The sequence below is a fragment of the Pseudomonas sp. QE6 genome, from assembly GCF_041379005.1.
Taxonomy (GTDB): domain Bacteria; phylum Pseudomonadota; class Gammaproteobacteria; order Pseudomonadales; family Pseudomonadaceae; genus Pseudomonas.
Map to the genome: position 1 here is coordinate 154,323 of NZ_CP166873.1, position 26,991 is coordinate 181,313.

Sequence of the window (26,991 nt, forward strand, 5' to 3'; positions counted from 1 at the left end):
CAGCGATACGCCGAAGGAGTGAGCATGAAAATCCTGGTAGTCCTGACCTCCCACGACCAGCTCGGCAGCACCGGCAAGAAAACCGGCTTCTGGCTCGAGGAGTTCGCCGCGCCCTACTACGTGTTCAAGGATGCCGGCGCCACCCTGACCCTGGCCTCGCCCAAAGGCGGCCAGCCACCGCTCGACCCCAAGAGCGACGAGGAAGACGCCCAGACCCCGGCCACCCGCCGCTTCCGCCAGGACAGCGAAGCGCAGGCCGCACTGGCCAATACCGTGAAACTGACCGAGGTGCACGCCGACGACTACGACGCCATCTTCTACCCCGGTGGCCATGGCCCACTCTGGGACCTGGCCGAGGACAGAACCTCGGTGGCATTGATCGAAGCCTTCCACTCCAGCGGCAAGCCCGTCTCCGCCGTCTGCCACGCCCCCGCCGTATTCCGCCACCCGCGCGGACTGGACGGCCGTCCGCTGGTGCAGGGCCGACACGTCACCGGCTTCACCAACAGCGAAGAGGAAGCCGTGGGCCTCACCGACGTGGTGCCCTTCCTCGTCCAGGACATGCTCAAGGCCAACGGCGCCCGCTACAGCAAAGGCCCCGACTGGCAAAGCCACGTGGAGGTCGACCGGGGCCTGATCACCGGCCAGAACCCAGCCTCCTCCGAAGCGGTGGCTGAGGCCGTGCTGAAATTCCTAACCTGACAATGACTTGCTCCGCCCCGGTTGGACCTCGGGGCGGCTTTCCCGTAGAATGGTCGGCGACCTTCAAAGGTTTTGGGGCCGATTAGGATTCGACGCCGGTAACAAAACTCGAGGGGCATGCCGAGTAGGTGACAGTTCTCGTAAATCAGCTGCCACAACTTTATAGTTGCCAACGACGACAACTACGCTCTGGCTGCTTAATGCACCAGCAGACCCTAGGGGATGCCTGTAAACCCGAAGATTAGGTCTGTCAGATAGAACAGGATCGCCGCCAAGTTCGCTGTAGACGTAACGGCTAAAACTCATACAGCTCGCTCCAAGCACCCTGCCACTCGGGCGGCGCGGAGTTAACTCAGTAGAGATGGCTAAGCATGTAGAACCGACAGCGGAGAACTGGCGGACGGGGGTTCAAATCCCCCCGGCTCCACCAAATCCAAAGAAAAAGGCGCTGAGCCTCAAGCCCAGCGCCTTTTTTATTGCCCGCGCGATCTGCCTACAGCGTCAGGAACCCCAGCCGTGGCATCAGTAGCTCGGTTCGTTCCTCCACGGCCGTCTCCACACAAGGCTTGCGCAGACGCAGCCGTTCGGCGTTGCAGAGCAGCGGGCCTTCATCGTCTTCGGCGCCGAAAGGGTCATCGATCAGCACGCCGCTGATCAGCCCCTGGCGGAACAGTTCACGAATGGCCAACAGGTTTCGCTCACGATTGCCGCTCAGGTCGTTCACGGTCTTCAAGTCGGTTTCCGAAAGCTGGCTGAGCACGGCGGTCAGCTGGGCCTGGGAGAAAGGACGACTCATGGGGAACTCCGGGTTGAAGCGGGTAATGCGGTGACTATCGACGGCGAATGTTAACGCTTGATTAGTGGGAGGGCAGGCCGACCAAAGTCGATCGGCCAGTGGGAAATAGCTGATTCAGTCCCGCGAGACGCCCAGTTCCAGCAAGGCGAGGCGCTCTTCCAGGGCCGCGATGCGGGCTTCGAGTTCGACCAGGCGGCCTTCGTCGTGCCCACCGCCATCATTACGTTCGCTGGAGGCGCGGCTGCCGCTGGCGGCGATGGCGGCCTGGCGGTCTTCCTCGGTGCCCAGCAGGTGCATGTAGCGGTCTTCGCGCTGACCGCTCTGGCGCTCCAGCTGCACGGCCATGCCGCGGCTGGCGAGGCGTTCGAGCTGGTGGCGGGCTTCTTCGGTGTCGTCGAAGTCGTGCATGCGCTGGCTGCGGGTGAGCAGTTCGTTGAGGGTCTGCGGGCCGCGCAGGAACAGCAGGCCGAGCAGGATGACCTGCGGCTTGACCAGTTCCAGAGCCTTGTCCAGACGCTGCTCCCAGCGGTCGGCGCGGCTGCCCATGACCAGGCGGGTCATCTCGCGGCCTTCGAGGTGGCGCAAGGATTGGCCGACCTGGCCGGGCGTGAGGTTCATCACCGGGTCGCGGCTGGTCTTCTGGTTGCAGGCGGTGACCAGGGCGTTGAGGGTGAGCGGGTAGGCTTCGGGCGTGGTGAGCTGCTTTTCGATCAGGCACCCGAGAACGCGGGCATCCACTGCACTGAAGGGTTCGAAGTCGGAGAGGGTGTCGAGCGACTGGCTCATGGCGGCATCCGTCGATGAGGGAACCGCCCTAGCCTAGCCGTTTACGCGGCGTTTGGCAGCCTCAGGCCGCACCGGCCAGGCGGCGGTTCAGCGGTCGCTCAATGACAGCCCAGTGCGAGAAGGACGCGGCCAACTCCTGCTCGCGGCCCTGTGCATTGCGACCCAGCGTGCGTCGGGCAAGGTCGCCGGTGAACCAGTTGGCGGTGTTGGCGGCCACCACGCGGCCCTCGCCGTTGACCACTAGGGCTTCGTGGCCCATCTGCATCAGGCTGCCCAGCAGCACACCCTCGAATTCGTGCAGGGCGATGTCGGCAGCGGCGACGCCAATGAAGCGGCCGTCCACCTGGATCGGCACGGAGAAGGCGAGGATGTACAGGTCGGTGCCGTAGAGGTCGACGAAGGGCCCAACCACCGAGGGCTGGCCGCTGGCGCGCGGGCGCGAGAACCAGGGCATGTTGAGGTAGTTGTAGAAGCTCTCGCTGCGCCGGTTGAAGTTCAGGCTCATGGGCACGACCTTGTCGCCACGGCCGTGGTACCACCACTCCAGATACATGTCCTGGTCGGCCAGTTCGCCCGGTTCGATCACCACGCCGGTACCGTGCAGACGTGTGCCGTCATCGGTGAGGTCGTGCTGGATGCGCGGACGCAATGCGCCCAGGTCCCGGGAAGACGGCCGCTTGCCGTCCCGGGCCAGCTCGCGCCAGATCGCCACGACCTCACCGGCCAGCTCGTCGAGGCGCTGGAAAACGTTACGGATGGAAGCGTCGATGCGCTGGGCACAGCGCTGGAGTTCATCCGTGGGTTGCTCGCTGGACATGGCCGGGGCCTCGCTGTTCTTGTCGTTGTTCTGGTTCAGGGGCGGGCCAGAGAGGCCCGCAAAATCGGTTCGGTGAGTCGTTGCGTGCGCCCGTCCGGGCGCGTCGGGAAAGCAGCAAGCGCTGTGCCAGTCAGCCGTCGTCGGCCAGCAGGCTCAGCCGCAGGTTGATCAGCCGCTTGATGCCGCGGGTGACGTGGGCTTCGGCCAACGCGCCGGCCAGGTTCGAGTCGCCGGCGCTGATCGCTTCGAGAATGGCGCGGTGCTCCTGCTCGATGGCCGCCGCACCGGGGAAGCCTTCCACCGGCAGCCACAGCCATTCGCCGATTTCCGCCTGCAGGCGCGTCTCCGCATGGGTCAGGCGCACGGACTGGGCGGCGACGGCGATCTCGATGTGGAAACGCGCATCGGCACGGCGTTGCTCCTGTCGCGTGGTGGCGCTGGCGAGGGCATCGAGGTATTGGGCGATGCGCGCCTGCTCATCCGACGTAGAGCGCTGGGCGGCCAGGCGCGCGGCGGCACCGGCAATGGCCACATGCTCGTCACCGAGGTCGCGTAGCTCCAGCGCACTCATCTGGCGCAGCTGGCCGAGCAGAGCATCCTCGGAGGTGTGCTGCGGCGAGCAGACGAAACTGCCGCCATTGCGCCCCCGCCGTGTCTCGATCACACCGCGTTCGCGCAGCTCCGCCAGGGCGTCGCGCAACGTCACGGTGGCAACGCCGAATTGCATGGCCAGCTCGCTTTCGCTGGGCAGTTGCTCGCCTTCGGCGTACAGGCCGAGATCGACCATTTCCACCAGCCGGCGCGCGACTTCCTCGGTGCGTCCTTCCTGGCGCAGGCGCATGAAAGTGGCGGGGCGGACTTTCCTGAATTCGTTCATAGGCAGCAGTGCGAGGGGCGCGGACGCTTCCTGCGCGAAATTTCCTGTTCCGGCGTTGGTGACGAAGTCTACTTGCTAGCTGAGCAGCGGCTTCGCGCAAAACTATGTCTCCATATTTTTAAATCGATTCACGGGCTTACAGCAAGAGATTTCCGCTCGAAAACCCCTTTCAATCGCTCATTTTTCGCCCCGTATTGGCAACCGGCAATTCATAAGATATGGTTTTAAATGTATTAGCCAGAGACGACCTATCGGCCGTCCCCGCCAACAACAGCAAGAACGAGGAGCGATACGCATGAGCCAGCCAACACGCGCCGAATGGGAAGCCCGCGCCAAGGCCCTGAAGATCGAGGGCCGCGCCTTCATCCAGGGCGAGTACCTTGCCGCCGCCTCCGGCGAGACCTTCGATTGCATCAGCCCGGTGGACGGCCGCCTGCTGGCCAAGGTCGCCAGTTGCGATGCCGCTGACGCCGAACGCGCCGTACAGAGCGCCCGCACCACCTTCAACTCCGGCGTCTGGTCGCGGGAAGCACCGGCTGCCCGCAAGGCCGTGATGATCCGCTTCGCCCAGCTGCTGGAAGAGCACGCCGAGGAGTTGGCGCTGCTGGAAACCCTGGACATGGGCAAGCCCATCGGCGATGCGCTTAACGTCGACCTGCCGGGCGCCGCCGACTCGCTGCGCTGGAGTGGAGAGGCCATCGACAAGGTCTACGACGAAGTAGCCGCCACCTCCCATGACCAGCTCGGCCTGGTCACCCGCGAGCCGGTGGGCGTGGTCGCCGCCATCGTGCCGTGGAACTTCCCGCTGATGATGGCCGCCTGGAAACTCGGCCCGGCCCTAGCCACCGGCAACTCGGTGATCCTCAAGCCATCGGAGCGCTCGCCGCTGACCGCCATCCGTATCGCCCAACTGGCCATCGACGCGGGCCTGCCGGCCGGGGTGCTGAACGTGCTGCCGGGCTATGGCCACACCGTCGGCAAGGCCCTATCCCTGCACATGGATGTGGACACCGTGGTCTTCACCGGCTCCACCAAGATCGCCAAGCAGCTGATGGTCTACGCCGGCGAATCGAACATGAAGCGCGTCTGGCTGGAAGCAGGAGGCAAGAGCCCGAACATCGTCTTCGAAGACGCCCCGGACCTGCAGGCCGCCGCCGAGTCCGCCGCCGCCGCCATCGCCTTCAACCAGGGCGAAGTGTGCACCGCCGGCTCGCGCCTGCTGGTGCAGAAGTCGATCAAGGCGAAGTTCGTGCCGCTGGTGGTCGAGGCGTTGAAAGGCTGGAAAGCCGGCCACCCGCTGGACCCGGAAACCAACGTCGGCGCCCTGGTGGACGGCCGCCAGCTGGAGCAGGTGCTGGGCTACATCCAGGCCGGCCAGGACGAAGGCGCGAAGATTCTCACCGGCGGCAAGCGCGTACTGGAGGAAACCGGCGGCACCTACGTCGAGCCGACCCTGTTCGACGGCGTGAGCAACGCGATGAAGATCGCCCGCGAGGAAATCTTCGGCCCGGTGCTCTCGGTCATCGAGTTCGAAGACGCCGAGGAAGCGATCCGCATCGCCAACGACACCCCGTACGGGCTGGCAGCGGCGGTCTGGACCCGCGACATCTCCAAGGCCCATCTCACCGCCCGCGCCCTGCGCGCCGGGAGCGTGTGGGTGAACATGTACGACGGCGGCGACATGACCGCGCCCTTCGGCGGTTTCAAGCAGTCGGGCAACGGCCGTGACAAGTCGCTGCACGCCTTCGACAAGTACACCGAGCTGAAAGCCACCTGGATCAAGCTGTAACGACCAGGGCCTGAGGTTTGAAGGAAGACGGCGCGCGGCTCGACCCGCGCGCCGAACAATAACAACAACGCTTTCCGTTGCACTGCCGACGCGAAAACCTCAAACAGGACAACCACGATGAACAGTCCGATCCAGCCAGGCATTGCCCTGGACCGCGACGCGGAGCAGCTCCGCGCGCTGGGATACACCTCCAATTTCGAACGCAGCATGACCCTGTGGCAGAACTTCGCCCTGGGCTTCACCTACCTCTCGCCGGTGGTCGGCGTGTACACCCTGTTCGGCCTGTGCCTGGCCGCCGGCGGCCCGCCGATGTTCTGGTCCTACCTGCTGGTGGGCATCGGCCAGATGCTGGTGTGCCTGATCTTCTGCGAAGTGGTTTCGCAGTTCCCGATTTCCGGCGGCGTCTATCCCTGGGCACGACGCCTGGTGGGCAAGCGCTGGGCGTGGATGGTCGGCTGGATCTATTCGATCTCCCTTTGCGTGACCATTGCGGCCGTGGCACTGGGTGCGGGTCCCTACATCGCCACCCTGCTCGGCTTTGAATCCAGCCCGGTCACCAACACGATGGTCGCGCTGGCACTGACCCTGATCGCCACCCTGCTCAACCTCAGCGGCACCAAGCTGCTAGCCCGGGTAGCCATGTTCGGCTTCCTCTGCGAACTGATCGGCGCGCTGGTGATCGGCGGCTACCTGCTGATCTTCGAGCGCCACCAACCGCTGTCGGTGCTGTTCAACACCTTCGACATCCGCATCGATGGCAACTACTGGCCGGCCTTCCTCACCGCCTCGCTGGCGGGCATGTTCCTCTACTACGGCTTCGAGGCCTGCGGTGACGTCGCCGAGGAAACCCCGAATCCCAGTCGGCGCATCCCCAAGGCCATGCGCATGACCATCTGGATCGGCGGCGGCGCCTCAATGTTCGCGGCCCTGGCACTGATCCTCGCGGTACCGGACATGCAAGCCGTGATCTCCGGCACCGACAAGGACCCGATGACCACCATCCTCGACAACGCCTTCGGCGTGACCGGTGCGCGCCTGGTGATGGCGGTGATCATCGTCTCGTTCGTCTCCTGCGTGCTCAGCCTGCAGGCCGCCGCCAGTCGTCTGCTGTACTCCTACGCCCGCGACGAGATGGTAATGGGTAGCGGCCTGCTCAAGCGCCTGTCGCCCAACACCCACGTACCGACTGCCGCGCTGATCGTCTGCGGGGTGATCCCCAGCATGATCGTCTGCGCCGGCTTCTACCTGCAGAACGCCATCGCCATGGTGGTGAGCTTCGCGGCCATCGGCATCTACCTGTCGTTCCAGATGATCGTCGGCGCCGCCCTGTTCGCCCGCGTACGCGGCTGGAAGCCCAGCGGTGCCTTCACCCTGGGCAAATGGGGCTGGCCGGTAAACATCGCCGCCCAGATCTATGGCGTCCTCGCCATCGTCAACATGTCCTGGCCGCGCACGCCCGATGCGCCCTGGTACCTGAACTACGGGATCATCCTGGTGGGCGGTATCGTGATCGCGCTGGGCCTGGCCTACATGACGCTGTTCCGCCCGTACGACAAGGGCACCGCACCCCATGGGGATGCGTGGAAGCTGCACAAGCAATAAGCGCTTGAGCGAAACGAAAAACGCCCGGCAGATGCCGGGCGTTTTTCATTGCGGCGAGCCTGGGCCTTCATGCACACCGCTCAAGCAGGCGTTGGATGGAAATGTCCAATGGCTCGACGCTGGTATCGATCATCAGGTCCGGTGCGAGCGGTGGCTCATAGGGCGAATCGATACCGGTGAAGTCGCGGATCAGCCCCTGGCGCGCCTTCTCATAGAGCCCCGTGGGATCGCGCTGTTCGCAAAGCGCTAAGGGCGTGGCGACGTGGACTTCGACGAATCGCCCGGGCTCGAACAGTTCGCGCAGGCACTGGCGGTCGCGCCGATAAGGCGAGATGAAGGCGCAGAGCACGATCAATCCTGCGTCCGCCATGAGCCTGGCGACTTCCCCTGCCCGGCGGATATTTTCCGTCCGGTTCGCCTCGCCCATGCCAAGGTCCCGACAGAGGCCGTGGCGCAGGTTGTCGCCATCGAGCAGATAGGTCTTCCTGCCGGCGGCATGCAGGGCCAGGTCCAGCGCATTGGCCAGCGTCGACTTCCCCGCGCCGGAAAGTCCGGTAAACCAGATGCAAGCGCCGCGCTGCCGCATCACCTCGGCTCGCATCCGCGAGGTCACTTTCTGTTCGTGCCAGCGCACGTCGCTGTTCGACTCCTTTGTCATGACGCTCAGCTTTCCCCGGGAAAATGGGGAAAGCTGACGATATCGCGCGGTTGCTCCAATTAGAAGGCTCGGCGATTCCAGGCAGAAGCTTCTGAATTTCAGCCCAAAGACGATCGGCAAACCCGAGCAAACGTTGTCCGCGCTTGCGGATATCGCCCGCAGTATCAGGGAAGGCAAGTCAGGCCAATTCTTCGGATCGCGCCCAGAGCCGCTCTCCGGCACCCGGCTCCTCAGTCCATTGTTTGAGCGAACGCGTCGGCAGGTCGAAATACTCCCGTGTGCGCGAATAGCCATGTCCCCCCATGCGCCCGATGGCGTCGAGGCCGAGCTGGTCGATGTACAGCGTGGCCGGGTCGATCAGGTCGTCGCGCACGTGGGCCATCAGCACTTCACCGAGGATGATTTCCCGCGACTGGCCGATGGACAGCGCCATCATCCGCCGGCACTCCAGCGCCACCGGCGCCTCGCCGATGCGCGGGCAGCCGACGCGGGTGCCGGGGATGGCGGTGAGGCCGGCGGCCACCAGCTCGTCGAAGCCCGGTTCGAAGGGCACGGCGCAGACGTTCATCGCCTCCACCAGTGCATCGGAGACGATGTTCACGGTGAACTCCTGGTTGTGGCGGATGTTCAGCGTGGTGTCCTTGGGGCTCAGGTCGCTGTAGTTCTCCACACCCAGGGCGAGGATCGGCGGGTCGGCAGAGAGCGCGTTGAAGAAGCTGAAAGGCGCGGCGTTGGCACGACCCTGCGGGTCGATCGTCGTGACCAGCGCGATGGGCCGGGGCACCACGCTGCCGATGAGGATCTTGTATTTCTCGCGGGCGGACAGCTGCTGGAAGTCGAAGCTGAGCATGGGGTGATCCTTCAGTGGGCAGACTGTGCGGGCGCGTCGAGCAGCGGTGCGGCGGCGCTGTAAGGGTCGGCAAAGGGGATCGCGGAATGGAACAGCGTGCGCCACGGCGGGTTGCCGAAGGCGCGGTCCGCGTGGTGCTGCATCTGTTTCTGGAACAGCGCATCGGCGCGGCGTTGCAGGTCGGTGTAATCGACGCCGATCACCTGGCGGTCCTGCATCACGCAGCGGCCGTCGATGAAGCTGGCGATGCAGTCGTCACCTCGACCGGCGGTGAACAGGTTTTTCAGCGGGTCGAAGAACGGCCCCTGGTGGAAGTCGCCGAGGCGGAACACGGTGATGTCCGCGCGAGCGCCCGGAGCCAGGCGGCCGAGGTCGTCGCGGCCCAATGCCTGGGCGCCGCCGAGAGTCGCAGCGTTGTACAGGTCAAGCATGCGCGTGTGCTCGGCATCGCCCTCCTTCACTCGCGCGATATTCAGGCCCTGGCGCAGGTTGTCGAACATGTCCGCCGGGAAAGTGTCGGTACCCATGGCGAGGTTGATGCCCCGTGCGCGGTAACGGCCGAACGAGTCCAGCGCGTCGCCTTCACGGGCGAACACCACCGGGCAATGCACCAGGCTCGCGCCCGTGTCGGCGAGGCGCTGCAGTTCGTGCTCGCCACTGTGCAGGATGCCGTGGGGCAGCACGCTGCGCGGGTTGAGCAGGCCGTAGCTGTCCAGCCATTGCAGCGACGAGGTATCGCGCAGACGGCGCACCAGTTCCACTTCGTAGCGCGACTGGCAGCAATGCAGGCGCAGCGGCGCATTGAGTTCGCGCTGTACGGCGGCGGTGCGTTCCAGTAACGCGGGCGTGCAGGTCTCGATGCGGTCGGGCAACAGCGCGCCACGCACCAGTCCGTTGTGCGCGCCGTCGAAGTCGCGGAAGAAGCGTTCGGCTTCGCGCAAACCGGCGAGGCCGGCAGCCTCGTCCCAATGCTGCGCGGGGCTGCCATCGGCGCGGGCATAGGTCATGCCGCTCATGTAGCAGGGGCCGAGGTAGGTGCGCAGGCCGAGTTCGGCAGAGAGCGCGGCGACCCCGGCGAATTCGTCGTAATGCTCGGCCCAGCGCCGGTAGTACATGGAGGTGATCGGCATGGCGGTGGTGATGCCGTTGCGGATCAGCTGGGTGAAGGCGTAGCGGTACTTGAACAGCTCCTCGTCCGGGCTGTAGCACTCGGTCGGCCCGGCGCGCAGGTAGTCTTCGGACCAGACGCGACCCATGTTCCACTCGGCGCCGTTGTCCAGGGTGAGTACCGTGGAGTCGAGGTCACCGAGGGCATCGAGGTCGATGAAGCCGGGGCCGATCAGCGCGTGGCCGTAGTCGATCCACTGGCTGACTTCGCCGGGGAAACCGCGCCCGACGAAGACGATTTTTCCACCCTCGAACACCACTTCGCCGTGGCGCCAGAGCACATGCTGGCGACCGTCGAAGCCGACGACGAAGCTGGCTTTCAAGCCGATACGCGGAGCACTCACAGGCGCGACTCCAGAAGTTTCCCGTTCTCGGCAATCAGCTTGCCGGCCTTGAACACCTGGCGCTGTGCCGGGCGTGCGACCACGGCTTCGCCGAGGGTCTCGACCGGCAGCAGGAGGAAGTCCGCCGCCGCACCGATCTCGATACGCGCCGGCTCACGGCCCAGCGCGCGGGCACCGTTGGCGGTGGCAGCGCCGAAGGCGGCGGCGAGGTCGTCGTCCTTGCACAGGTCGAAGCGGAAGGCGAGCAGCATGGCGCGTTCGAGCATGTCGCCATTGCCCATGGGCGACCAGGCATCGCGGATGCCGTCGCTGCCCAGGCACAGGTTCACGCCCGCCTCGCGCAGCGCGAGGAACGGCGGCACCGGAGTATCGGCCGGCGCGGAACTCATCAGGGAAATCCTCAGCGTGGCGAGTCGCCTGGCCAGCGGCTCGACCCGCTCCCAGGGCGCCATGCCCAGGCAGTAGGCATGGCTGATCATGACCTTGCCCTGCAGACCGTGGCGCTCGGTGTAGTCGGCGATGCGGGCGATCTGCCAGAGGCCCAGCTCGCCCTTGTCGTGCAGGTGGATGTCCACGCCACGGCCGAATTCCACGGCGAGGCCGAAGACGATGTCGAGCTGGGCGATGGGGTCGTCGTCGATGCCGCAAGGGTCAAGGCCACCGACGTTTTCCACGCCCATCTGCAGGGCTTCGCGCATCAGCTCGGCGGTGCCGGGGCGACTGACCAGGCCGGTCTGCGGGAAGACCACGAATTCCATGTCGATCAGGTCGGCGTAATTCTCGCGCAGCGCCATCATGGCTTCGACGTGGCGCAGGCCCAGCTCGGGGTCGATGTCGACGTGGCAGCGGAAGGTCAGCGAGCCGCGGGCGATGCACTGCTCCAGCAGCGCGCCGGCGCGGGCGGCGATGGGGGCTTCGATTTCGCGCAGCACGCGGCGCTCGTTGGCGATGTAGTCCTTGAGCGTCGGGCCGGCGCTGTTGGGGCGCCAGGGTTGACCCCAGAGCGTCTTGTCCAGGTGGCAGTGGCTTTCCACCAGCGGCGGCAACAGGAGCTGGCCGGCACCGTCGATATCGCCGGATTGCAGCACGGCGTTGTTGGCGGGACGGCGATCGGCGATGCGGCCGTCACGGATGAGAAAGTCTTCCGCAGGGTTGCCCAGCGGGCGGATGTTGCGCAGCCAGTAGCTGTCGGTCATGGGGACCTCGATCTTGTGAAAACGTAGGGCGAATAACCGCTTGCGGTTATCCGCCGAGGAACTCGCCGGCGGATGAAGCGCTCGCCCTGCTGGAAACCTGTAGGAGCGAGCTTGCTCGCGACCGGAGTCCGGCTCAGCACCGGCGTTGAGCGGTTCGCGAGCAAGCTCGCTCCTACGAAGAGCAGTTCCGAGCCTGAATCGGGCTCGGCCAACACATCAGCCCTTGAGCTTGGACCAGATGCGATCCTGCAGCTCACGGGACTTGTTGCTGCATTCCTTTTCCAGGCGCAGGCGCTCGGCGTACTCCGGCGGCATGTTGATGGCGTCCATCACCTTCCACTTGGCGTCGAGCAGCTTGTCGGTCTCGATGCCGTTGGAATAGGCGATGGCGTTGGTCACCGCGGCGGCATTCTCCGGTTTCATCATCCAGTTGATGAAGACCTTGGCGTTCTCCGGGTGCGGGGCGCTTTTCGGCACGGCGAAGTTGTCCTGGAAGGACGCCACACCCTCGCGCGGGTAGACGTACTTGATGGTGTTCTTCTGCAAGGTGGCGCGGGCGGTGGAGCCGTTCCAGTTCTGCATCAGCACCACCTCGCCGGAGGCCATGCGGTCCACGGTATTGTCCGAGCTGTACATCTTCAGGAAGGGCTTCTGCTTCTGCAGCAGCTCGAGGATTTTCTTGGCGTCCTGCGGGCTCTCGGTGCACTCGTCGACGTTCAGGTAGTGCGCGGCGGCGTTGATCAGGCTGCTCGGGGTATCCAGCGCGGCGACCTGGCCTTGCAGCTCCGGACGCGGCTCGAAGAATTCCTTCCACGAGTCATCCAGCTTGCCGCCCGGCACTCGCGCGCTGTCGTAGGAGAAGCCGGTGGAGCCCCACAGGTAGGGCGCCGAATACTTGCGGCCCGGGTCGAAGGCCGGGTCGCGGAAGGCCGGCTTCACGTACTGGAAGTTGGCGAGTTTTGGCGTGTCGATTTCCAGCAGCAGGTTCTGCTTGATCAGCGTCTGCATGATCGAGTGCGACGGCACGATCACGTCGTACGCGGCGCCGCCGGCCTGCAGCTTGGCCAGCAGGGTTTCGTTGCTGTCGTAGCCGTCCATGGTGACCTTGATACCGGTCTCCTTCTCGAACTTGGCCAACAGCTCCACCGGGTAGTAGTCGGTCCAGTTGTAGAAGAACAGCTGCTTGGGCTCCTCGGCCTGGGCGACACCGGCGGCCAGCAGAGTGAGGGACAAACCGGCAAGGCCGTGACGCAGGGCATTCAACTTCATCGTTTTCTCCAGAAAGAGCGAAAGGTCGGCAGTCTTGATCAGGCGTCCGGTTTGCCGCGCTGGCCAAGCCAGTACGACAGCACCACGAGGACGATGGAAATCACCAGCATGAGGGTCGAGATCGCATTGATCTCGGGTGTAACCCCGGCCTTGATGGCCGAGAAGATGTAGACCGGCAGCGTCGTCGAACCGGGCCCGGCGACGAAGAAGGTCATGATGAAGTCGTCGAGGCTGACCACGAACGCCAGCACCGCGCCGGACAGCACCGCCGGCCACAGCAGCGGCAGGGTCACCCGGCGGAACACCTGGTAGGGGCTCGCGTAGAGGTCACCGGCGGCTTCCAGCAGGCTCTTGTCCAGGTCGTTCAGGCGCGCGCGGATCGGCAGGTAGGCGAAGGGAATGCAGAAGCCGACATGGGCGACGATCACCGTCATCAGGCCCAGCTTGATCCCCAGCGACATGAACAGCAGCAGCGTGGCCACAGCGATGACGATCTCCGGCAGGATCAGCGGCAGGTTGATCCCGCCCTCCACCACCCGACGTCCGTAGAATGGCCGCGAGGTCGCCAGCGCCGCCGCCAGGGCGATCGCGGTGGACAGCACGGTAGCGAAACCGGCGACCACCAGCGAGTTGAATGCGGCGGCCTGGATCGAGGGGTTGGCGACGATCTTGCCGTACCAGGCGAAGGAAAATTCGGTCCACACCGTGGCAGAACGGTTGGCGTTGAAGCTGTAGGCGATCAACACGAAGATCGGCAGGTACAGGTAGGCCAGCACCAGCAGGCTGGTCTCGCGGGTGCCGGGCAGTTTCTTCAGGTGCTGGGCGATCATGCGCTGGCTCCTCCCAGGTGAACGGCCTTGGCTGCGCGGCGGCTATACAGGGCGAACGCGATCAGCGCGAGCAGCATGATCGCCAGCAGCAGGAACGACAGCGAGCCACCCAGCGGCCAGTTGCGCGCGGTGCCGAACTGTTGCTGGATCAGGTTGCCGATCATCAGCGTCTTGCCACCACCGAGGATGGCGGGGGTGATGAAGGCGCCCAGGCTCGGTACGAACACCAGCAGGGAGCCGGCGATCACGCCGGGCATGGACAGCGGCAGGATCACCCGACGCAACGCCTTCCAGCGGTTCGCGCCGAGGTCGTAGGCGGCCTCGACCAGACGCCAGTCGAGCTTCTCCAGGGTCGAGTAGATCGGCAGGATCATGAACGGCAGGAAGCTGTAGACCAGCCCCACGCAGACCGCGAAGTCGTTGTACAGCAGGGTGATGCCGCCGGCCTGGGGGAACAGTGCATTGAGCGTCTGGGCGATCCAGCCGTGCTCGCGCAGGATGATCAGCCAGGCGTAGTTGCGGATCAGCAGGTTGGTCCAGAACGGGATGGTGATCAGCAGCACCATGAGGTTGCGCGAGCGCTCGCTGAGGCTGGTCATCCACAGCGCCACCGGGAAGCCGAACAGGAAGCACAGCAGCGTGGTGCCGCCGGCCTGGAACAGCGAGCGCAGCAGCGCCTGGGCGTAGACCCAGTTGAGCTCCAGGTTGCCGTCGAAGTCTTCCTGGAAGAACAGTTGCACGTAGCTCTGGATCTGCCAGTCGGCGTGCCAGTCGACGCCGCCGTAGAGGTTGCGCGGCAGCAGGCTGATGTAGCCCATGATCGCCAGCGGAATGGCGATCAGCCCGAGCAGCGTCAGCGCCACGGGGCTGAGCAGCAACAGGCGGCGGGTGGTGGGCGACTCCGTCATGCTCAGGCCTCCATCAGCAGGCAGGCCTGGGGCGGCAGGTGCACCGCCACGGCCTCGCCGACGTCACGGGCGCGCCCGCCTTCATTGCTCTCGCGCAGGGTGATCTGCGAAGCATCGGGCAGACGGCAGCGGTACAGCGTGGCGGTGCCGACATACATCACCGTCTCGATCACCGCGCGCAGGTGGTGCGGCTGCGAGGGGTCGACCAGCTTCGAGCGCTCCGGGCGAAACGCCAGTTGCACGCTGTTCTGGTCCAGGCCCTCAGGCACCTGGCAGTGGATCTCCGCCGGCATGGCGTTGGGGTGGAAGGCGCCCTGGCGCATCTGCCCGGGGAGGAAGTTGATGTCGCCGATGAATTGCGCGACGAAGCGATGCCGCGGGCGCTCGTAGATTTCGTTGGGTGTGCCGATCTGCATGATGTTGCCGTGGGACATCACGGCGATGCGGTCCGACAGGGTCAGCGCTTCTTCCTGGTCGTGGGTGACGAAGATGAAGGTGATGCCCGCCTCTTCCTGCACGCGCTTGAGCTCGACCTGCATCTCCTTGCGCAGCTTCAGGTCCAGCGCAGACAGCGGTTCGTCCAGCAGCAGCACCGAGGGCTTGGGCGCCAGCGCACGGGCCAGGGCCACGCGCTGCTGCTGGCCGCCGGAGAGCTCCGCCGGCTTGCGCCGTGCCAGGTGCTCCATCTGCACCAGCGCCAGCATTTCCTTCACCCGGCCGGGGATCTCGCCGCGAGCCAGGCCTTGCATTTCCAGGCCGAAAGCGATGTTCTCGCTCACCGACATGTGCGGGAACAACGCGTAGCTCTGGAACACGGTGTTGATGCGGCGGCGGTAGGGCGGCAGGTCGTTGACCCGCTCGCCACCGACGAGGATGTCGCCGGAGGTGACGTTCTCGAAACCGGCGATGCTGCGCAGCAGCGTGGTCTTGCCGCAGCCGGACGGCCCCAGCAGGGTAAAGAACTCGTTATGGGCAATATCGACCGAGACCTCGTTGAGGGCGGGGGCGACGTTCGGATCATCGGTGTAGCGTTTGCTGACCCGACGGACCTCGACTGACGACGAGTGATTCATTTTGGTGCATTCCTCTTGTTTTTGTATGCAATATTTGAATGCAACTTAGAAATAGCTGATGTATTTTTCTTCTGCAACTGGTTTTGCACGGACGGTTTTGCGGCATCCTTTCCAGGGTCAAGCAAGAGGTGGAGTCGCTCATGACGGAGAAGCACCCCGAGTCCACGGTGGAACGCGTCTACCAAGGGGTTTACGAGGCAATCAGCAAGCGCAGCCTGCGCCCGGGCATGAAGCTGGGCGAAGCGGCGCTGGCGGAATTGTTCAAGGTCAGCCGCACTTCGGTGCGCGCGGCGCTGAAACATCTGGAAGCGGATGGGCTGGTGTCCAGCGCGCTCAACAAGGGGGCATGGGTGTCACTACCCAGCGACGAGGAGATCCGCTCGCTGTTCGAAACCCGGCGACTGATCGAGATCGGCATTGTCAGCGAACTCTGCCGCCGCGCGGACAGCGCTATCATCCAGGACCTGCGCGACCACGTGGCGCTGGAGGACGCGGCCCACGACCATGACCACGCGCAATTCGTCCACCTGCTCGGCGAGTTCCACTTGAAGCTCGCGGCGGCGCTGAACAATCCGGTGCTGCTGGACTTCTTCCGCAAGCTGATCGAACGCGCCTCGCTCTACGCGACCACCCTGGATGACGAGCACCACGAAACCTGCCGGGGCAACGAGCACCTGCGGCTGATCGAGTACATCGAGGCGGGCAACCAGGCGGCGGCCATCGAACTGACCTGCATGCACCTGAACGCCATCGAGCAGGCCATCCTCAAGGCGGCGGGGAACCTGAAGGCGGATTACCATCCGCTCAAGCATCTGATTGGTGGCTGAAGATTTTCTGTAGGAGCGAGCTTGCTCGCGAACCGCAGCTCCCGACTAACGACATCGTGGGCGCCTGCTCCGTACAGTCCCCTATCCCTGAAGGGAGAGGGAGCTATCGGGGCGACTCTGACCTTCAGCGTCAGTTGGACAGCCCTTGTTCGCGAGCAAGCTCGCTCCTACGAAGAGCTTAAAAACGCCCGGCACTGGCCGGGCGTTTTAATTCAGGCGGCAGGTCCGCCCGTGATGGCTTCGAATCCCTGGCGGATCTGCTCTTCCGGCAGGTTGTCACCGATGAAGACGATCACGCTCTCGCGCTTCTCGTCGCTCTTCCATTCGGTGTCCCAATCGAAGCCATAGAGCCGCAGCACACCCTGGAACACCAGGCGGCGCGCCTCATCGGCAATGTTCAGCACGCCCTTGTAGCGCAACAGCGAGTTGCCGTGCCATTGCAGCAGGTCATCCATGAAGACGCTCAGGCGCTCGATGTCCAGCGCGCGCTCGCTGCGCAGTACCAGGGTGGTGATGCGGTCGGTGGTGTCCGCCGCCGGGCGCACGGGGCGCAGCAGCGGGCGCAGGCCCACGTCGCCGTTGAGGTTGAAGCCGCGCACGTCGAGCAGGCGCTCCAGCTCGATGGCGCCATGCTCCACCGGATGGATTTCGGCGCGACGATTGATGCGCTGCAGGCGCTCCACCAGGGCCTCGTATTGCTCGGGCGAAACCAGGTCGCGCTTGCTCACCAGGATGCGGTCGCCGAAACCGACCTGGGCCTGGGCGATGGCTTCCTGCAGGTGGCGATCGGCGTTGGCAGCGTCCACCAGGGTGATGATGCCGTCGAGCAGGTAGCGCTCGCGCAGCGTTTCGTCGACGAAGAAGGTCTGTGCCACCGGCGCCGGGTCGGCGAGCCCCGTGCACTCGATCACCACGCGGTCGAAGTCCAGCTCACCGTTGTCGCGGCGCTCCAGCAGGACGTAGAGCGCACGCTCGAGGTCGCTATTGATGGTGCAGCAGACACAGCCGTTGGACAGCGTCGTCACCTGCACCGCATCGTCGCCGAGCAACTGAGCGTCGATGGGCGTGTCGCTGAATTCGTTCTCGATCACGGCGATCTTCAGGCCATGCTCGGCCTTGAGGATGTGCTTGAGCAGGGTGGTCTTGCCCGCCCCGAGGAAGCCGGTGAGGACGGTCACCGGAATCTGCGGCGTGCTTGCGGAATCGGTCATGGGAACATCCAGGCAATCAGAAATGAAAACGGGCCGCGATCGCTCGCGGCCCGTCCGTTATACACCTATCCGCGTCGTTAGCAGCAGCGGATCGGCCTACCCTTGCCGCCACCGTAGCGCGCCTCCTGGCGCTCGCGGAAGAACTCCTCGTAGGTCATCGGAGTCTTGTCCGGGTGCTTGTTCTGCATGTGCTGAACGTAGGTGTCGTAATCGGGCATGCCGACCAGCATGCGCGCGGCCTGCCCGAGATACTTACCCATGCGGCTGAGGTCGTTGAACATGCTCTACTTCCTCACGCGTCCGGAATCGGCTGGAACGGCGCTTCCTTGTCGGTGCGCTCCTTCTTGGTCCAGGCGCTGGCGCCGACCTTGATGGAGTACACCAGCACGCTGAACACCACCAGCAGGAACAGCACGGTGAGACCGGCGTTGATGTAGGCGTTCATCATCACCGCCTGCATCTGGCCGATGTCCTTGGCCGGGGCGATGATCTGCCCGGCGTCCAGGCCCGCGGCGTACTTCTTGCCCAGAGCGACGAAGCCGACGGCCGGGTTGCTGTCGAAGATCTTGATCAGGCCGGCGGTGCTGGTGCAGATCAGCAGCCAGGCAGCCGGGAAGGCGGTCACCCAGACATACTGCTGGCGCTTCATCTTGATCAGCACGACGGTGGCGAGCATCAGCGCGATACCGGCAAGCATCTGGTTGGAGATGCCGAACAGCGGCCAGAGGGTATTGATACCGCCCAGCGGATCGACCACGCCCTGGTACAGCAGCCAGCCCCACAGCGCGACGCAGCCGCCGGTGCCGACGATGTTGGCGCCCCAGGAATCGGTCTTCTTCAGCGCCGGAACGAAGTTGCCCAGCAGGTCCTGCAGCATGAAGCGGCCGGCACGGGTACCGGCGTCCACGGCGGTAAGGATGAACAGCGCCTCGAACAGGATCGCGAAGTGATACCAGAAGGCCATGGTGTTCTCACCCGGCAGCACCTGGTGAAGGATGTGCGCGATACCCACGGCGAGGGTCGGCGCGCCACCGGCGCGGGCCAGGATGGTGGTCTCGCCGATGTCCTTGGCGGTCTGGGCCAGTACGTCCGGCGTGATGGCGAAGCCCCAGCTGCTGACGGTGGCCGCCACGGCGTTGACGTCGGCGCCGACCACGGCCGGCGGGCTGTTCATGGCGAAGTAGATGCCCGGCTCGATCACCGAGGCAGCGACCATCGCCATGATGGCCACGAAGGACTCCATCAGCATGCCGCCGTAGCCGATGTAGCGGGCATCGGGCTCGCGGTTGAGCAGCTTGGGCGTGGTGCCCGAGGAGATCAGCGCGTGGAAGCCGGACACGGCGCCACAGGCGATGGTGATGAACAGGAACGGGAACAGGCCGCCCTTCCACACCGGGCCGGTGCCGTCGGTGAACTGGGTCAGGGCCGGCATCTTCAGCTCCGGCGAGACGATCAGGATGCCGATGGCCAGCGCGACGATGGTGCCGATCTTCAGGAAGGTCGACAGGTAGTCACGCGGCGCCAGCAGCAGCCACACCGGCAGTACCGAGGCGATGGCGCCGTAGGCGATCAGCATCCAGACGATCTGCACGCCGTGGAAGGTGAAGACCGGTGCCCACTCGGGACTGGCGGCAACCTGGCCGCCGAGCCAGATGGAGCCCAGCAGCAGGGCCACGCCGACCACGGAAATCTCGCCGATGCGGCCCGGGCGGATGTAGCGCATGTACACGCCCATGAGGATCGCGATCGGGATGGTCGCCAGCACGGTGAACATGCCCCACGGGCTTTCGGCCAGGGCCTTCACCACGATCAGGGCGAGCACCGCGAGGATGATGATCATGATCAGGAACGCGCCGAACAGAGCGATGGTCCCCGCCACCTGCCCCATTTCCTCGCGCACCAGTTCACCCAGCGAGCGACCGTTACGGCGGCTGGAGATGAACAGCACCATGAAGTCCTGCACGGCGCCAGCCAGCACCACGCCGGCGATCAGCCAGAGCGTGCCGGGCAGGTAGCCCATCTGTGCGGCGAGTACCGGGCCGACCAGCGGACCGGCGCCGGCGATGGCGGCGAAGTGGTGACCGAAGAGGATGTGCTTGTTGGTCGGGACGTAGTCCAGGCCGTCGTTGTTGAGGACCGCGGGGGTCGCCCGGTTGGGGTCCAGCTGCATCACCTTGGTGGCGATGAACAGGCTGTAATAGCGGTAGGCGACCAGATAGATGGAGACCGCTGCGACGACGATCCATAGTGCGTTGATGGCTTCGCCGCGGCGCAACGCCACGACTCCCAAGGCAAAGGCACCGACTATCGCCACCACCAGCCATCCGAGGTGACGTAGCAGGTTGTTGTTATTGTTCATAGCGAGGCTTCCGACAGTTTGAAGGCGAGAATTCGCAGAAAAATTCTAGTCTTTTCCAGCGACCCATTCATACGACCTTAGTCTAGAGCGGTTAGGCGCTTATTGCCTGAAGTCAAATACCGCCCGGCGGCGCGCCAGGCAAATGAAAAGCCCGCCGGGTGGCGGGCTTTCGGGTCGAACGCAGATCAGGCCGGCTGCTTGGCGTAGCGCGACAGCACCTGGTCGCGGCTCATCACCGCCAGGGTGTTGTTCAGCACCTGTTCGCCGGTGGCGTTCTGGGAGGTGAAGATTTCCCCGAAGTGCTGCTGGGTAACCTTGGCGAAGTGCGCGCGATCCTCGGTGGGAATGCCGAGCAGCACCGCATAGGCGTCCAGAGCCTCGCCGTGGCCCTGGGCCATGTTCTCGGCGATATTGTCGAGCATGCCGTTCATGGCGAAGATCGAGCGGCCGCCGTAGCCGATGCGCTGATTGGCATCGCAACCGTTGGTGCCGGAGGTCAGGCCGAAGGTGGCATTGCCCGAGGTGCCGTTGGTGGTGGTGGCCAGCAGGTGCGGGAGCAGGCCGCGCTGACCTTCGAAGACCATGTTGCCCCAGCCGCAGCCATGACCGCTTTGTCCGGCCTCATCGGCCAGTGCTGCCAGGCTGGCGGCGCTCAGCACCCCGAGAATGATCCCCTTGCATACGAACTTCTTATCCATGTTCTGCACTCCACAATTGGTGTTGGATTGACGCCCATGGAGCTTTGGCGAGCGACCGCAGCCTGTCAAACCCGCGCCAGAAATGCCTGACGGACGAAAGGTCGGCACATGGCGTGCAACGCGTGGCCGGTGGTTTGTCTATAGTGAGGCGAAGCAGAACGGCCGGAGAGCCACGACAATGAGTGACGATCACGCCGAGCGCCGGCGCTTCCAGCGCATTGCCTTCGATGCCGGCACGGAAATCAGCCAGGGCGACCAGCGCTGGAAGGTCACCCTGCTCGACCTGTCACTGCAGGGGGTGCTGGTGCAACGGCCCGAACACTGGGCAGTGGTGCCCGACGAGCCGGTGCAGGTGCGCATCTACCTGGGCTTCGACGTCAACGTCTACATGGAAGCCGAGCTGGCCTGGGAACGCGAGGGGCTACTGGGCTTCAACTGCAAGCACATCGACCTGGAATCCATCAGCCATCTGCGCCGCCTGGTGGAGCTCAACCTGGGCGACGAATCGCTGCTGGAACGCGAGCTCACGCTGCTCAGCGAACACTGATCGCTCCTACAGAAAGCCGCTATTCGAACAACGCATCCAGCGCCTGCTCCAGGCGCGTCACCGCGATGACCTGCAAACCGGCCGGCGCCTCTTTCGGCGCATTGCCCTTGGGCACGATGGCACGCTTGAAGCCGTGCTTGGCCGCTTCCTTCAGGCGCTCCTGGCCGCTGGGTACCGGGCGCACCTCGCCGGACAGACCGACCTCGCCGAACACCAGCAACTGATGATCCAGCGGGCGGTTGCGCAGGCTGGACATCACCGCCGCCATCAGCGCCAGGTCGGATGCGGTTTCCAACACCTTCACCCCGCCCACCACGTTGAGGAACACGTCCTGGTCGTAGGTCGGGATACCGCCATGGCGGTGCAGCACCGCCAGCAGCATGGCCAGGCGGTTCTGGTCCAGGCCGAGGGTCACGCGGCGCGGGTTGGCCAGGTGACTGGTGTCCACCAGGGCCTGCACCTCCACCAGCATCGGCCGCGAGCCTTCCCAGGTGGCCATGACCACGCTGCCGGGCACCGACTCCTGGGCGCGGGTGAGGAAGATCGCCGAGGGGTTGGAAACCTCCTTCAGACCACGGTCGGTCATGGCGAACACACCCAGCTCGTTGACCGCGCCGAAGCGGTTCTTCACCGCCCGCAGCAGGCGCAGGCGGCCATCGGATTCGCCCTCGAAATACAGCACGGTGTCGACCATGTGCTCCAGCACGCGCGGACCGGCCAGCGCGCCTTCCTTGGTGACGTGGCCGACCAGGAAGATCGCCGTGCCGCTCTGCTTGGCGAAACGCACCAGCAGGGCCGCACTCTCGCGCACCTGAGCGACGCCGCCGGGGGCCGATTGCAACTGTTCGGTGAAGATGGTCTGGATCGAGTCGATCACCATCACCTTCGGCTGCTCGTGGCGCGCGGTGGCGATGATGCTTTCGATGCAGGTCTCGGTCATGACCTTGAGCTTGTCTTCCGGCAGGCCCAGGCGGCGGGCGCGCATGGCGACCTGCTGCTGGGATTCCTCCCCGGTGACATAGAGCGCCGGCAGGCGCGCGGCGACGTTGCAGAGGGTCTGCAGGAGAATGGTGGACTTGCCGATGCCGGGGTCGCCGCCGATCAGTACCACCGAGCCGTCGACCAGGCCGCCGCCGAGCACGCGGTCCAGCTCCGCCGAGGCGGTGGTGAAGCGCGGCATCTCTTCGACGCTGACTTCGGCGAGGGTCTTGATGTTGGCCTGCTGGCCAGCCCAGCCGCCACGGCCGGAACTGCCGCCGGAGCCGCCGGTGGGCGTGGTATCGACGACGGTCTCGACCAGGGTGTTCCAGGCACCACAATCAGGACACTGGCCGGCCCATTTCGGGTAGGTGGCGCCGCACTCGGTGCAGCCGTACATGCGCTTGGCCTTGGCCATGAGCGGACTCCGTCGAAGACAAAGCCCGCATCATAGCCAATCGGGCCAGGTGCATCAGCCCGCCAGGCGGCGATATTGACACTCCATATCGTACTTGAGGCTTTCGCGGCGCATGCGCAGCGACGCCAGGGTCCCGTCGGGACGCTCGACGCCCTCCTCCACCCGACCGATGCGCTGGTCCAGCAGCTCGTACTGCAGCTTCAGGCGAACCAGGCGCTCCTGGGCGCGGAGGACTTCGGCGTTACGTTGAGAGTTGGTGACGGACTTGCCAGAGGACGAGAGGGATTTACGCATGGCGGTGGCACCAGTTGGAAAAGGATGACAGGAGCCTACGCCTCGCTCCAACCCACACCCTTGATATCGATCAAGCTCAGCTGGATCGCTTGAGCAGGTCGGCGATCTCGTCCTTCAGCGTCACGCGCTGCAGCTTGAGTGAATTGAGCGAGAGGTCGTCCATCGCCTGGCGACCGTCCTCGATGTCGTAGATCTTCCGGTCCAGCTCCTCGTAGCTGGCGGCGAGGCGGGTGAAGGTGGCGTCCTTCCCGTGCAAGCGGGTCATCAGTGCCTTCTGGTCGGGAAATTCGCGGGACAGCGGATGATGCTCGAGCGGCATGGCGGACCTCCTTGAATGGATGGGTTGCCCGTTAAGCCTAGACCACCCGGTAAAAGCGCCCAGCACCGCCGGTCATTGAACGATTCGGGATGATCAGGTGGCGACAGGCCGCTAAACTGCCCACCTGTCCCCCTCTGTTACAAGGAGTTCCTGCATGAGTCTGCTTAGCGAGTTCAAGGCCTTCGCCGTCAAGGGCAACGTGGTCGACATGGCCGTCGGTATCATCATCGGCGCCGCCTTCGGCAAGATCGTCTCGTCCTTCGTCGGCGACGTGATCATGCCGCCCATCGGCCTGCTGATCGGTGGCGTGGACTTCTCCGACCTGGCCATCACCCTCAAGGCCGCCGAGGGCAATACGCCAGCCGTCGTGATGGCCTACGGCAAATTCATCCAGACCTGCCTGGACTTCCTGATCGTCGCCTTCGCCATCTTCATGGGCGTGAAGGCCATCAACCGCTTCAAGCGCGAGGAAGAGGCCGCGCCGGCTGCGCCGACCAAGGACCAGGAACTGCTGAGCGAAATCCGCGACCTGCTCAAGGAACAGCGCAACCGCTCGTCCTGAGCCCCGGCTCACCCCGTCGCATCGGCGGGGTGAGCAAACCTCTCTCCAGCGCCCCCCCTACCAGTAATTCTCCACCGCGATCTGCCCGGGCTTGCGGGTCAGCGCCAGGCTCATGCCGCGCGCCTTCAGTACGGCGCGGGTGTCCTCGATCATCTGCGGGTTGCCGCAGAGCATCACGCGCGAGTGCTCCGGGCTCAGCTCCAGACCGGCGGCGCGCTCCAGCTCACCATTCTCGATCAGCGTGGTGATCCGCGCATTCAGGCAGCCGGGGACGCTCTCGCGGGTGACCACCGGGATGAACTGCAGCTTGTGGATGTGCTCCGCCAGGTGCTCCATCGCGCTGAAACTGGCGATCAGCTCGCGGTAGGCCAGTTCCTTCTCTTCGCGGGCGCTGTAGACCAGCTTGATGCTTTCGAAGCGCTCCCAGGCCTCGAAGTCCTGCAGGATCGACAGGAAGGGCGCAAGGCCGGTGCCGGTGGCCAGCAACCAGAGATCGCGACCGTCGGGGAAGCGGTCGAGGGTGAGGAAGCCGAAGGCCTGGCGGTCGACCAGCAACTGGTCGCCGACCTGCAGGCGGCTGAGTTCGCTGGTGAATTCGCCGTCCGGCACCACGATGGAGAAGAATTCGAGGAACTCGTCATGGGGCGCCGAAACCATCGAGTAAGCGCGCCAGACGATGCTGCCGCTGGGCTTGTACACGCCCAGGCGGGCGAACTGCCCGGCGCGGAAGCGGTAGCCGCTGTCGCGGGTGGTGCGCAGGGTGAACAGGCTCGGCGTGAGCGTCTGCACGTCCAGCAGGGTCTGGCGGGTGAACTTCTCTTCGCTGGCGGTCATCGTCCGCTCCTTTCACAAGAACCGACCCATTTTCCCGTATTGGCGGCGCGAGAAACACCCGCAAGGCTTGTGGTCATCGCTCGCCTGCGCACAACGCAGACGAAAGCCTCGCGGATAGGCGATAATTTCCGGTTTCCGGCCGGCCTGCGACGGTTGCCGGAGCCATCCATCCGAAACACCCGTTCGAGAGCCCCATGCCTGTCCTCGCCAGCCCCTTCGCCCAGCTCGACCTGGTCCGCCACCCCGAACAGCGCGAAGACCCGCTGCAGGCCTTCGACGCGGCCGACGAGTACCTGCTCAACCACCTGCATGAGCAAGGCGTCGGCGCAGACACCCGGGTCCTGGTGCTCAACGACAGTTTTGGTGCCCTCGCCGCCAGCCTCGCCCCCCATGTGCGCGTGACCAGCAGCGGCGATTCGCACCTGGGCTTCATCGCCCTGCAACGCAATCTGGAACTCAACGGGCTGGCAGACGCGCCGCTGACCTTCGTGCCCGCCAGCGAAACCCCGCAAGGCCCGTTCGACCACGTACTGGTGCGGGTGCCCAAGACCCTGGCGCTGCTGGAGGAGCAACTGATCCGCCTGCATGGCCAGCTCGCGCCGGGGGCCAAGGTGGTCGCCGCCGGCATGATCAAGCACCTGCCGCGCGCCGCCGGCGACCTGCTGGAGAAGTACATCGGTCCGATGCAGGCCTCGCTGGCGGTGAAAAAGGCCCGCCTGCTGGTCGCCAGCGCCGAGCAACGTCCGGCGCCGGCGTCGCCCTACCCCACCCGCTACCGCCTGGACAAACCCGCGCTGACGCTGGTCAACCACGCCAACGTGTTCTGCCGCGAAGGCCTGGACATCGGCACCCGCGCCTTCCTCCCGCACCTGCCGCAATACCACCACGCAGTACGCGCCGCCGACCTGGGCTGCGGCAACGGCGTGCTGGCCATCGCCTTCGCCCAGTTGAATCCGCCGGCGGAACTGACGCTGGTGGACGAGTCCTACATGGCCGTACAGTCTGCGCGGGAAAACTGGCAGGCCGCCTTCGGCGATCGCCCTGTGGATATCCGTCCGGACGACGGTCTCGCCAGCCAGCCGGCGGATTCGCTGGACCTGGTGCTGTGCAACCCGCCCTTCCACCAGCAGCAGGTGGTCGGCGACTTCCTCGCCTGGCGCATGTTCCAGCAGGCCCGCGCCGCGCTGGTCACCGGCGGCGAACTGTGGATCGTCGGCAACCGCCACCTGGGCTACCACGCCAAGCTCAAACGCCTGTTCCGCGGCGTCGAGCAGGTGGCGGCAAATCCGAAATTCGTGGTGCTGAAAGCGACCAAATAAGCCGGCGGGATTGCGCAGGCTGCAGCGCCGGAGCAGCATGGATCGCCCCTCCAGGACGCACGCCATGACCGCACAAGCACCCGCCCTGCCCCTCCCGGAGCTCGTCCGTACCGCCGATGGCGTCAACCTGGCGCTGCGTCTCGTGGGGCCGGCGGACGGCGTACCGGTCGTGCTGACCCACGGCACCTTCTCCAACCATCGCAGTTGCCTGGGCCTGGCCAATTATCTTGGCAGCCGTGGCTTCGCCTGCTGGCTGTTCGACTGGCGCGGGCATGGCGACAGTGGGCGCAACGGCTTTATCCACAGCTTTGATGATGTAGCCGATCAGGACGTGCCGGCGATTCTCGATGCGGTGAGCCAGCGTAGCGGACACACGGCACTGCACTGGATCGGCCATTCCGGCGGCGGGCTGATCGTCTCCATGTGGGCGGCGCGCAACCCGGAGTTGGCGAAACCTCGGTTGCGCTCGACGGTACTGATCGGCTCCCAGGCCACGGCGGCCGGAGCCAGCCTGCAGCACCGGCTGGCGATCCTGGGGTTCGACTGGATGCTGCGCTGGCGGCGTGTCGCGCCCAGCCGGCCAAAGAATGTCGGGCCGGAGGCGGAGAGCGCACGGCTGATGCGGCAGTGGTGCCAATGGAACCTGCGGCGGCGCTTCGATTCGCTGGCGGGTTTCGATTATCTGGCGGGACTTGCTGACGTCGAACTACCGGTGCTGGGAGTAGCAGGCAGTGGCGATACCTTCATTGCGCCTGTCGCCGGGTGCGAAGCGCTGGTGAAGGCGTTCGGCGGGCGTGATGCGGCGCTGGAGCTGTTCGGACTGGCGACCGGTGCGCGAGAGGATTACAGCCATAACCGGTTGCTGCTGTCGCGCAATGCCAGCCTGGAAATCTGGCCGCGCATTGCCCAGTGGCTGGGCCAGCATTGATCACCGTAGGGCGCATAACCTGGAACAGGTTAT

28 protein-coding genes and 1 other RNA gene are annotated in these 26,991 nt (G+C 65.1%); 9 read left to right on the plus strand and 20 right to left on the minus strand.

The annotated features are described in order from the left end of the window. Nucleotides 1–24: 24 nt before the first annotated feature. Together ACAW63_RS00710 and ssrA are read left to right on the plus strand one after the other, a co-directional pair. A complete protein-coding gene (locus ACAW63_RS00710; RefSeq protein ID WP_275608740.1) occupies nucleotides 25–702 on the plus strand; it encodes a type 1 glutamine amidotransferase domain-containing protein in 678 nt (225 codons plus the stop codon). Nucleotides 703–776: 74 nt separating this feature from the next. Further along, nucleotides 777–1,132, plus strand: a transfer-messenger RNA (tmRNA) gene (ssrA, locus tag ACAW63_RS00715). Nucleotides 1,133–1,195: 63 nt separating this feature from the next. On the opposite strand, the gene ACAW63_RS00720 is transcribed toward ssrA, so the two are convergent. The 4 genes from ACAW63_RS00720 to ACAW63_RS00735 form a co-directional block, all read right to left on the minus strand. Next, nucleotides 1,196–1,498 carry a hypothetical protein gene (locus ACAW63_RS00720; RefSeq protein WP_371230970.1) on the minus strand — a complete coding sequence of 101 codons (303 nt, stop codon included), beginning with the start codon at nucleotides 1,496–1,498 and terminating at the stop codon, nucleotides 1,196–1,198. Nucleotides 1,499–1,612: 114 nt separating this feature from the next. Beyond that, nucleotides 1,613–2,284, minus strand: coding sequence for a YceH family protein (locus tag ACAW63_RS00725; RefSeq protein ID WP_371230972.1), 672 nt, complete (start codon nucleotides 2,282–2,284; stop codon nucleotides 1,613–1,615). A 61-nt stretch (nucleotides 2,285–2,345) separates the two neighbouring features. Next, complete coding sequence (locus ACAW63_RS00730; RefSeq protein ID WP_371230974.1) at nucleotides 2,346–3,101, minus strand: cache domain-containing protein; 756 nt, start codon at nucleotides 3,099–3,101, stop codon at nucleotides 2,346–2,348. Nucleotides 3,102–3,231: 130 nt separating this feature from the next. Beyond that, the gene (locus tag ACAW63_RS00735) at nucleotides 3,232–3,978 is read right to left on the minus strand and encodes a FadR/GntR family transcriptional regulator (RefSeq protein ID WP_275608744.1); all 747 of its coding nucleotides are present in this window, start codon (nucleotides 3,976–3,978) and stop codon (nucleotides 3,232–3,234) included. Between the two features lie 295 nt (nucleotides 3,979–4,273). On the opposite strand from ACAW63_RS00735, the gene ACAW63_RS00740 reads away from it, so the two are divergent. Both ACAW63_RS00740 and ACAW63_RS00745 read left to right on the plus strand, forming a co-directional pair. Beyond that, nucleotides 4,274–5,767: an aldehyde dehydrogenase gene (locus ACAW63_RS00740; protein ID WP_371230976.1), complete on the plus strand. Its 1,494-nt coding sequence runs from the start codon at nucleotides 4,274–4,276 to the stop codon at nucleotides 5,765–5,767. Between the two features lie 117 nt (nucleotides 5,768–5,884). Next, on the plus strand, nucleotides 5,885–7,369 hold the full coding sequence (locus ACAW63_RS00745; protein WP_275608746.1) for an APC family permease: 1,485 nt from the start codon (nucleotides 5,885–5,887) through the stop codon (nucleotides 7,367–7,369). Between the two features lie 67 nt (nucleotides 7,370–7,436). On the opposite strand, the gene cysC is transcribed toward ACAW63_RS00745, so the two are convergent. The 8 genes from cysC to ACAW63_RS00785 form a co-directional block, all read right to left on the minus strand. Further along, on the minus strand, nucleotides 7,437–8,027 hold the full coding sequence (gene cysC, locus ACAW63_RS00750) for an adenylyl-sulfate kinase (protein WP_371230977.1): 591 nt from the start codon (nucleotides 8,025–8,027) through the stop codon (nucleotides 7,437–7,439). 178 nt (nucleotides 8,028–8,205) lie between these two features. Then, a complete protein-coding gene (locus ACAW63_RS00755; protein WP_371230979.1) occupies nucleotides 8,206–8,877 on the minus strand; it encodes a flavin reductase family protein in 672 nt (223 codons plus the stop codon). A gap of 11 nt (nucleotides 8,878–8,888) precedes the next feature. Then, nucleotides 8,889–10,388 (minus strand): amidohydrolase family protein, encoded by a 1,500-nt coding sequence (locus ACAW63_RS00760; protein ID WP_370600091.1) that lies wholly within the window; start codon nucleotides 10,386–10,388, stop codon nucleotides 8,889–8,891. Further along, nucleotides 10,385–11,584 carry an amidohydrolase family protein gene (locus tag ACAW63_RS00765; RefSeq protein WP_371230982.1) on the minus strand — a complete coding sequence of 400 codons (1,200 nt, stop codon included), beginning with the start codon at nucleotides 11,582–11,584 and terminating at the stop codon, nucleotides 10,385–10,387. The genes ACAW63_RS00760 and ACAW63_RS00765 overlap by 4 nt, the downstream gene beginning before the upstream one ends. A gap of 216 nt (nucleotides 11,585–11,800) precedes the next feature. Next, a complete protein-coding gene (locus tag ACAW63_RS00770; RefSeq protein WP_331317480.1) occupies nucleotides 11,801–12,853 on the minus strand; it encodes an extracellular solute-binding protein in 1,053 nt (350 codons plus the stop codon). 38 nt (nucleotides 12,854–12,891) lie between these two features. Next, on the minus strand, nucleotides 12,892–13,683 hold the full coding sequence (locus ACAW63_RS00775; RefSeq protein ID WP_275608751.1) for an ABC transporter permease: 792 nt from the start codon (nucleotides 13,681–13,683) through the stop codon (nucleotides 12,892–12,894). After that, nucleotides 13,680–14,591: an ABC transporter permease gene (locus tag ACAW63_RS00780; RefSeq protein WP_370600093.1), complete on the minus strand. Its 912-nt coding sequence runs from the start codon at nucleotides 14,589–14,591 to the stop codon at nucleotides 13,680–13,682. Before ACAW63_RS00780 ends, ACAW63_RS00775 begins: the two co-directional genes overlap by 4 nt. Before the next feature lie 2 nt (nucleotides 14,592–14,593). Continuing rightward, nucleotides 14,594–15,664 carry an ABC transporter ATP-binding protein gene (locus tag ACAW63_RS00785; RefSeq protein ID WP_371230983.1) on the minus strand — a complete coding sequence of 357 codons (1,071 nt, stop codon included), beginning with the start codon at nucleotides 15,662–15,664 and terminating at the stop codon, nucleotides 14,594–14,596. A gap of 140 nt (nucleotides 15,665–15,804) precedes the next feature. On the opposite strand from ACAW63_RS00785, the gene ACAW63_RS00790 reads away from it, so the two are divergent. After that, nucleotides 15,805–16,491: a GntR family transcriptional regulator gene (locus ACAW63_RS00790; RefSeq protein WP_275608753.1), complete on the plus strand. Its 687-nt coding sequence runs from the start codon at nucleotides 15,805–15,807 to the stop codon at nucleotides 16,489–16,491. Between the two features lie 212 nt (nucleotides 16,492–16,703). Here the strand turns inward: ACAW63_RS00790 and yjiA are convergent, their stop codons facing one another. The 4 genes from yjiA to ACAW63_RS00810 form a co-directional block, all read right to left on the minus strand. Further along, nucleotides 16,704–17,702 carry a GTPase gene (gene yjiA, locus ACAW63_RS00795; RefSeq protein ID WP_343577083.1) on the minus strand — a complete coding sequence of 333 codons (999 nt, stop codon included), beginning with the start codon at nucleotides 17,700–17,702 and terminating at the stop codon, nucleotides 16,704–16,706. A 77-nt stretch (nucleotides 17,703–17,779) separates the two neighbouring features. Beyond that, complete coding sequence (locus ACAW63_RS00800; RefSeq protein WP_015478970.1) at nucleotides 17,780–17,983, minus strand: YbdD/YjiX family protein; 204 nt, start codon at nucleotides 17,981–17,983, stop codon at nucleotides 17,780–17,782. A gap of 11 nt (nucleotides 17,984–17,994) precedes the next feature. Next, entirely contained in the window at nucleotides 17,995–20,061 is a 2,067-nt protein-coding gene (locus ACAW63_RS00805) for a carbon starvation CstA family protein (RefSeq protein WP_371230986.1), read from the minus strand. A gap of 185 nt (nucleotides 20,062–20,246) precedes the next feature. Further along, entirely contained in the window at nucleotides 20,247–20,759 is a 513-nt protein-coding gene (locus tag ACAW63_RS00810; protein ID WP_371230988.1) for a DUF3015 domain-containing protein, read from the minus strand. Nucleotides 20,760–20,937: 178 nt separating this feature from the next. Here ACAW63_RS00810 and ACAW63_RS00815 point away from each other — a divergent pair, with 178 nt between their 5' ends. Next, nucleotides 20,938–21,306 carry a PilZ domain-containing protein gene (locus ACAW63_RS00815; protein ID WP_371230990.1) on the plus strand — a complete coding sequence of 123 codons (369 nt, stop codon included), beginning with the start codon at nucleotides 20,938–20,940 and terminating at the stop codon, nucleotides 21,304–21,306. A 19-nt stretch (nucleotides 21,307–21,325) separates the two neighbouring features. On the opposite strand, the gene radA is transcribed toward ACAW63_RS00815, so the two are convergent. The 3 genes from radA to ACAW63_RS00830 form a co-directional block, all read right to left on the minus strand. Further along, nucleotides 21,326–22,702 (minus strand): DNA repair protein RadA, encoded by a 1,377-nt coding sequence (radA, locus tag ACAW63_RS00820; protein ID WP_371230991.1) that lies wholly within the window; start codon nucleotides 22,700–22,702, stop codon nucleotides 21,326–21,328. Nucleotides 22,703–22,756: 54 nt separating this feature from the next. After that, nucleotides 22,757–22,996, minus strand: coding sequence for a hypothetical protein (locus ACAW63_RS00825; protein WP_371230993.1), 240 nt, complete (start codon nucleotides 22,994–22,996; stop codon nucleotides 22,757–22,759). A gap of 76 nt (nucleotides 22,997–23,072) precedes the next feature. After that, the gene (locus tag ACAW63_RS00830) at nucleotides 23,073–23,315 is read right to left on the minus strand and encodes a YdcH family protein (protein WP_371230995.1); all 243 of its coding nucleotides are present in this window, start codon (nucleotides 23,313–23,315) and stop codon (nucleotides 23,073–23,075) included. 154 nt (nucleotides 23,316–23,469) lie between these two features. On the opposite strand from ACAW63_RS00830, the gene mscL reads away from it, so the two are divergent. After that, nucleotides 23,470–23,877, plus strand: coding sequence for a large-conductance mechanosensitive channel protein MscL (gene mscL / locus ACAW63_RS00835; protein WP_275608761.1), 408 nt, complete (start codon nucleotides 23,470–23,472; stop codon nucleotides 23,875–23,877). Between the two features lie 57 nt (nucleotides 23,878–23,934). Here mscL and ACAW63_RS00840 read toward each other — a convergent pair whose 3' ends face one another. Continuing rightward, complete coding sequence (locus ACAW63_RS00840; protein ID WP_371230997.1) at nucleotides 23,935–24,711, minus strand: ferredoxin--NADP reductase; 777 nt, start codon at nucleotides 24,709–24,711, stop codon at nucleotides 23,935–23,937. Between the two features lie 194 nt (nucleotides 24,712–24,905). Here ACAW63_RS00840 and ACAW63_RS00845 point away from each other — a divergent pair, with 194 nt between their 5' ends. Beyond that, a complete protein-coding gene (locus tag ACAW63_RS00845; RefSeq protein WP_371230998.1) occupies nucleotides 24,906–26,030 on the plus strand; it encodes a methyltransferase in 1,125 nt (374 codons plus the stop codon). 64 nt (nucleotides 26,031–26,094) lie between these two features. Further along, entirely contained in the window at nucleotides 26,095–26,958 is an 864-nt protein-coding gene (locus tag ACAW63_RS00850) for an alpha/beta fold hydrolase (RefSeq protein ID WP_371231000.1), read from the plus strand. The last annotated feature ends 33 nt before the right edge of the window (nucleotides 26,959–26,991 follow it).